Raw genomic sequence first — 5,817 nt, 5'->3', positions numbered from 1 at the left:
TCAACCAAGGTTTTGCCTCCGGCAAAACGCTTGTACGCCGCGGGGCGGCGGGGCGCTTCCGCGCCCGTGGGAGATGCGGGACACCCGGTCACAGGCTCAGGCTGGCAATAAACTGTTTCGCCGTTCGCGGCGTCCGGCCCGGGTTGCGCATCTCACCCCACGGGAGGTTCCCTCCCGCGGGGGCCCCTTTTTTCCATTCTCTTGAGGCGAAGTCAATTCGCCTCAACCAAGGTTTTGCCTCCGGCAAAACGCTTGTGCGCCGCGGGGCGGCGGGGCACTTCCGCGTCCGTGGGAGATGCGGGACACCCGGTTACAGGCTCAGGCTGGCGATGAATTGTTTCGCCGTTCGCGGCGTCCGGCCCGGGTTGCGCATCTCCCACTTGACCGCCTCGGCACGAAGACTATCCCGGTCCAAGGCAATCCCCGCCTGCTCCGCCATCCCCTCCACCAGCTCCAGGAACTCCGCCTGATTCAGCGCCAAGTAGGGTATGCGCAGGCCGAAGCGGTCGGACAGGGAGGTCTTCTCCTGAATGGTCTCACTGGCGTCCACCTCGTCCCCCGCCCGGTCAGAGAAGGTCTGCCGCACCAGCCGCCGGCGGTTGGAGGTGGCATAGACTGCCACGTTGGCGGGCCGCCGCTCTAAGCCGCCCTCCAGGATGGTCTTGAGGGCGGAGTAGGTCTTGTCGTCCTGATCAAAGGCCAGATCATCGATGAACAGGATGAATTTCAGCCGCCGCCCGCCCAGGGTACGGATGAGCCGGGGCAGATCAGCCAGCCCCTCCTTCTGCACCTCGATGAGGCGCAGGGCCTCAAAGCCGGGCAGGGTGAGCAGGTTCTTCACCGTGGCGGACTTGCCGGTGCCGCTGTCGCCATACAGGAGTACATTGTTCACCAGGTTGCCCTCCAGCATGGCCCTGGTATTGGCGATGACCCGGTTCCGCTGGAGCTCATAGCCCAGCATCTCGTCCGCGCCGGGACAGTCGGGTTGCTCCACCGGGCAGAGCGCCCCATCTTCCCACAGGAAAGCCCGGTGCCGGGCAAAGAGCCCCGCGCCGTTGGCCCGGTAGAACTCCGTCAGCTCCGCAAAAGAAAACGGGCTGCTCCCCCGCCACCGGGGCAGGTTGGCCAGCACCGGCCCATACTCCCGCGGCGCTTTCCCCCCCACCTCAGCGAGCACCTGGTCCCAGTCCAGCTCCGCCAGCAGGGTGAACGTCTCAATATCCCGCCGGGCGGCCGCCTCCAGGGCGGGGTCCTCCCCGCCCCGCTCCGCCAGAGCGGCATAGGGGGATTCCCGATCCCGGAGCCGGCCGTCCAGCCATTCCCCCAGGCTCCGGCTCCCCGCGCTCCGCAGGGCATAGAACAGCCGGGCGTAGTCCTCCACGGCCCCGCTGCCGTCCCCGGCGGACAGCTTATCCAGTACCCCCAGCGCCAGGCGCATCACTGGCTCATCCACAACAGGCCGGTAGGCCGCTACCCCCCGCAGGGCGCAGCGCAGCATGTCGGTTGTCATTTTCCTCTCCCCTCTCGCGTTTGTTCTATCTGTGTCGGTTTTATTGTAAGCGCCTCCCCTCCGGCTGTCAATGTCCGCGTTTTCTTTCCAAATGAAACCACTGGCTGCGCCGCATAGGCAAAAGAAACCTGCGGATAATAAGGGCTGTAACTACAACCGCAGGAGGAGTTTATAGATGAAAGCGACTGGTATCGTGCGCCGTATCGACGATCTCGGGCGCGTGGTCATTCCCAAGGAAATCCGCAGAACCATGCGTATCCGCGAGGGCGACCCCCTGGAGATCTATACCGACAAGGACGGCGGCGTCATCTTCAAAAAGTATTCCCTGATGGGCGGCCTGGGCGACTTCGCCGGCCAGATGTGCGAGACTCTGAACAAGACCACCGGCGAGATCGCCGTGATCACCGACCGGGATGCCTGCATCGCCGTGGCGGGCCTGGCCCGCCGGGAGCTGACGGACAAGCGGATCTCCTCTGAGCTGGAGCAGATTATGGAGGGCCGCCAGATTTATCAGTACCAGGCAGGCGACAAGGCGGTGCCTGTAACCGACGACGGAAGCAAGTATCTCGTGGCCTGCGCCGCCCCCATTCTGTCCGAGGGCGACGTACTGGGCTGTGTGCTCTTTGTGGGCACGGAGGGCGAATTGGCCAGCAGTGAAACCGACTATAAGCTGGCCCAGACCATCGCCGGGTTCCTGGGCCGGCACATGGAATCCTGATTCCAATGATGATAGGGGGCATCCCTGTTCGGATGCCCCCTATCATTCCAAAAAGACCGCATACAGGAGGCCCCTGCCGCTGGCAGGGGCCTCCTGTACGTATTCACCTAACCGCCCAGGGTCATGCCGCCGCCGGAGAGTCCGTCCTTCTCCAGCATGCGCTCCAGCACCTGCACGTCGGTGGCGATATCCATGGCGTCGTCCTGGAAGAGCTTGTCAAGCTGCTTCTCGAAGCCCTCCACCACCTTGTCCATCATGCCCTCGATGCGGGCCTTAGCCGAGCGGATATTCTCTCCCTCCACGCCCTGCTCCTCCATACGGGCGTAGGCCCGGAGGATTTTGAGGGTCGTAGGCAGATAGTAGCTTAAAAAGCTGCGCAGCTGGCCCGCCCGGTTGGGGCTCTGCTTCTGATAGGCAAAGATCTTGCCGGTGATCTCTCCGATGCGGTCGATCTTCTGGCTCATGACCGGATCGTCGATATCGTCGTTGAGTCGGCGGATTTCCCCCAGCACCGCGTCATCGTCGTTCATGTCCAGCACGTCCTCCTCCGGCTCCGGCTCGTCGGGCTCGGGGGCAGGGGGCGCCTCTTCCTGAAGGCCCTCGTCACTGAGGATCAGACGGCCGGTGGACATATCCAGATAGCCCGTCTCTAAAATACCGCTGTCCAGCATATCCTGGAGATCGTCACAGGCCTTGTGCACCGACACCGGCATGGCCTGGGCCAGGGTGGTGATGGAGATGCTCTCCCGCCTGCCGATGAGGGCCAGGTACTTGCGGAAGCGCTTGGCCTTCTTAGTGCGCTGGGTACCCGCCCAGATCATGGCCAGGCCGCCGCCGAAGAAGCCGATCACCGGGGACATCACCGCCAGGGCGGAGAGGAAGCCGCCGCTCATGGCCACCACCGGGAATCCGGTGAGTGCGATGCCGAAGATCACGGTCAACACAATTCCCCATACGGTCAGGCCCTTGCCCCGGTCCAGGTTCACCGGCCTGCCCTGCCGGGGGCTGCGGCCCACATGCTGCCGCCCCACCGGAGGCGTCTGCCGCTGGGCGCCGGGCATTCCCTGCGTGCCGGGGACAGGGCCTCCCTCCCGCTGGATATCATAAGGGTGGCGGGAGGCTCTGCGCCTGGAACCTCCGGTCAGCTTTCGGAGCAGCAGAATAAGGCCGATGGGCCAGACCGGGCTGACCAGCAATACGATGGTAATGATCCAGGAGAGCAGGTCCCCCGAATCCGGTCGATTTTCATTTCGATAGCTTGCCATGGGCACCGCCCTCCTGTTACTGCCGCGTGTTCTGTCTGTTATTCTATCACAGAAGTGTTAAAGTTTCGCTGGATAAGTTCTTTAAAAAAGATGAAAGATTAGATTGCGCCCCGCTGAAGCCTCTCTATCATACTGCGAAATCCGGGGCATGTAAAGCGCTTTCCGCCGGAAGTGCTATGTAACCGTTCTGTAATTGCTTTTCCCGGGACGAAGTCCTATAATAGTAGTCGTATTTTACATCCTCTGTGATGTTTTGGAGTTGATGAAGATGGAAAATCAGGATGGAAAGAGGGTCGCAAGGGGACCGGGCATGCCCCGGGGCGGAAAAATCGCCCTGGCCGTTGTCCTCGTTCTGGTCCTGGCACTGGCGGGTGGATATGTAGGGCTTTGCGCCTATGCGGGCAGCAGCGCTTTCCTGCCCAACACCTCCATTGCCGGGGTGGACGTGAGCGGCCAATCCCGGGAAGGAGCCACCGCCGCCCTGGGGGGCGCCCTGCCCGGCCTGCTGGCGGACAGCCGGGCCGAATTCACCTGCGCGGGCCAAAGCTATGCGGTGAACGGTGACGATCCCTCTGTCTCCGTGGACGCCGCCGCCGCAGTGGACGCCGCTCTGACCGACCAGGCCGGCAGCTTTTTCACCCGGGGCGGGCGGTATCTCGCCGCCGTGATGCATGGCAACCGCTACTCCGTCCCCGTGACACTGACCGGCACGCCGGACGCGGTAACCCGGGCGGTGGAGGAGTGCTCCGACCCGGAGGCCCAGACCACCTGGGAGGTCACCGACACCGAGCTGGTGCTCCACAAGGGGGTCACCGGCCGCACCATTGACGTAGCCGCTCTCACCGATGCCCTGGCCGAGCGGCTGGGCCATCTGGTGTCCAATGACGAGCCGGCCTCCTATGCCCCCATCGAGGCCCAGGTGACCACCGCGCCCCCCGCCGCCCCCGACTTTGACGCCATCCGGTCCGAGGTCGCCGCCGAACCTGCCGATGCCTACTTAGACAAGGAGACGCGTGAGATCGTCCCCTCGGTCACCGGAGTGGACTTCGACACGGCCCAGGCCCAGGCTGTGCTGGATGCGGCCGGGGAGGGAGAGACGGTGTCCGTCCCCCTGCTTCTCACCGAGCCGAAGCTGACCACCGCCAAGCTGGAGGCCAATCTTTTCAAGGATGTGCTGGGCAGCGGTTCCACCACCTGCGCCGGCCCCTCCAACCGCTGGTACAACATCGATCTGGCGGCCAAGCGGCTCAACGGCACCATCCTGCTCCCCGGAGAGACCTTCTCCTATAACGACACGGTGGGCCCCTACACCCTGGCCAGCGGCTACAAGGCCGCCGGCACCTACCAGAACGGCCAGAGCGTGGACGCCACCGCCGGCGGCATCTGCCAGCTCTCGTCCAACCTCTACTGGGTTACCCTCAAGGCCAATCTGGAGATTGTGGAGCGCCACAAGCACCAGTTCAACGGCGGCTATATGCCCGTCATCGGCACCGACGCCACCGTGTGGAGCGACCAGTTGGACTTCCGCTTCCAGAATAACACCGATTACCCCATCAAGATTGAGTCCTATCTGGACAAAAACCACAAGCTCCATGTGACCATCTACGGCACCGATACCACCGGCATCCACGGAGAGCCCTACCACGTGGTCATTTCCACCGTGCCCTACAAGAACACCTACCAGCCCAAGGACAGCATTCCCGTGGGCACCGAGCCCCAGCGGGACCCCAACTACTCCCGCTACAACGGCTATACGGTGGATCTCTATCAGAAGCTGGTGGACAAGAACGGCAAGACCATCAGCACCACCCTGCTGTACCGCAACACCTACAAGGCGTCCGACGCGGTGTACTACTACAACCCCGCTGACGCGGCCCGCTGGGGGATTGACCCCTCCACCGGTCTGAAAACCCTTACGCCGGTCACCCCCACCCCATCGCCGTCCCCCAGCCCCTCCCCTGCGCCCAGTCCGACGCCAGGCGGCACTCCGTCGCCCGTCCCAACCGCCACACCTGTGCTTCCCCTGGAGCCCAGTCCAACTGTCCCCCCCAGCCCGGAGTCCCCGCCGGCATATACCCCTCCTGTGGAGGCCACCGCCACACCGGAATCTGGCGTCGGTCCCGGCATGGAGCCGGTGGAGGAGACCCCGGCCGTCACGCCGGAAACCGGCTCCACCCCGGCGGCCGTACCCTCAGCGGCGCCCGCCGCCTGACCCTAAAACAAGAGTGGAGGCCCAAAGGGCCTCCGCTGAGACTGTCGATAACCCCTCCAACGAAAGGATTCGGAGGGGAGGATAGTGTGAAAGGGAACCGTCAGGGTTCCCT

Annotated in this window: 4 protein-coding genes; 2 read left to right on the top strand and 2 right to left on the bottom strand. The window is 63.9% G+C overall.

The window, feature by feature from the left end; all coding sequences use genetic code 11:
- Positions 1–310 precede the first annotated feature (310 nt).
- Positions 311–1,510, bottom strand: a complete 1,200-nt coding sequence (locus tag HMPREF0372_RS10375; RefSeq protein WP_007491957.1) for an ATP-binding protein — start codon at positions 1,508–1,510, stop codon at positions 311–313.
- A 175-nt stretch (positions 1,511–1,685) separates the two neighbouring features.
- On the opposite strand from HMPREF0372_RS10375, the gene HMPREF0372_RS10370 reads away from it, so the two are divergent.
- Entirely contained in the window at positions 1,686–2,228 is a 543-nt protein-coding gene (locus HMPREF0372_RS10370; protein ID WP_007491956.1) for a stage V sporulation T C-terminal domain-containing protein, read from the top strand.
- A 107-nt stretch (positions 2,229–2,335) separates the two neighbouring features.
- Here HMPREF0372_RS10370 and HMPREF0372_RS10365 read toward each other — a convergent pair whose 3' ends face one another.
- A complete protein-coding gene (locus HMPREF0372_RS10365) occupies positions 2,336–3,493 on the bottom strand; it encodes a 5-bromo-4-chloroindolyl phosphate hydrolysis family protein (RefSeq protein ID WP_007491955.1) in 1,158 nt (385 codons plus the stop codon).
- A gap of 268 nt (positions 3,494–3,761) precedes the next feature.
- Between HMPREF0372_RS10365 and HMPREF0372_RS10360 the strand changes: the two genes are divergently transcribed.
- Positions 3,762–5,705 carry a VanW family protein gene (locus tag HMPREF0372_RS10360; protein WP_155117009.1) on the top strand — a complete coding sequence of 648 codons (1,944 nt, stop codon included), beginning with the start codon at positions 3,762–3,764 and terminating at the stop codon, positions 5,703–5,705.
- The last annotated feature ends 112 nt before the right edge of the window (positions 5,706–5,817 follow it).

Origin of the sequence: Flavonifractor plautii ATCC 29863 (assembly GCF_000239295.1) — a bacterium.
GTDB classification, from domain to species: Bacteria; Bacillota; Clostridia; order Oscillospirales; family Oscillospiraceae; genus Flavonifractor; species Flavonifractor plautii.
Note: the sequence above shows the minus strand (reverse complement) of the source record. Positions and strands in the feature narration are given on the sequence as shown.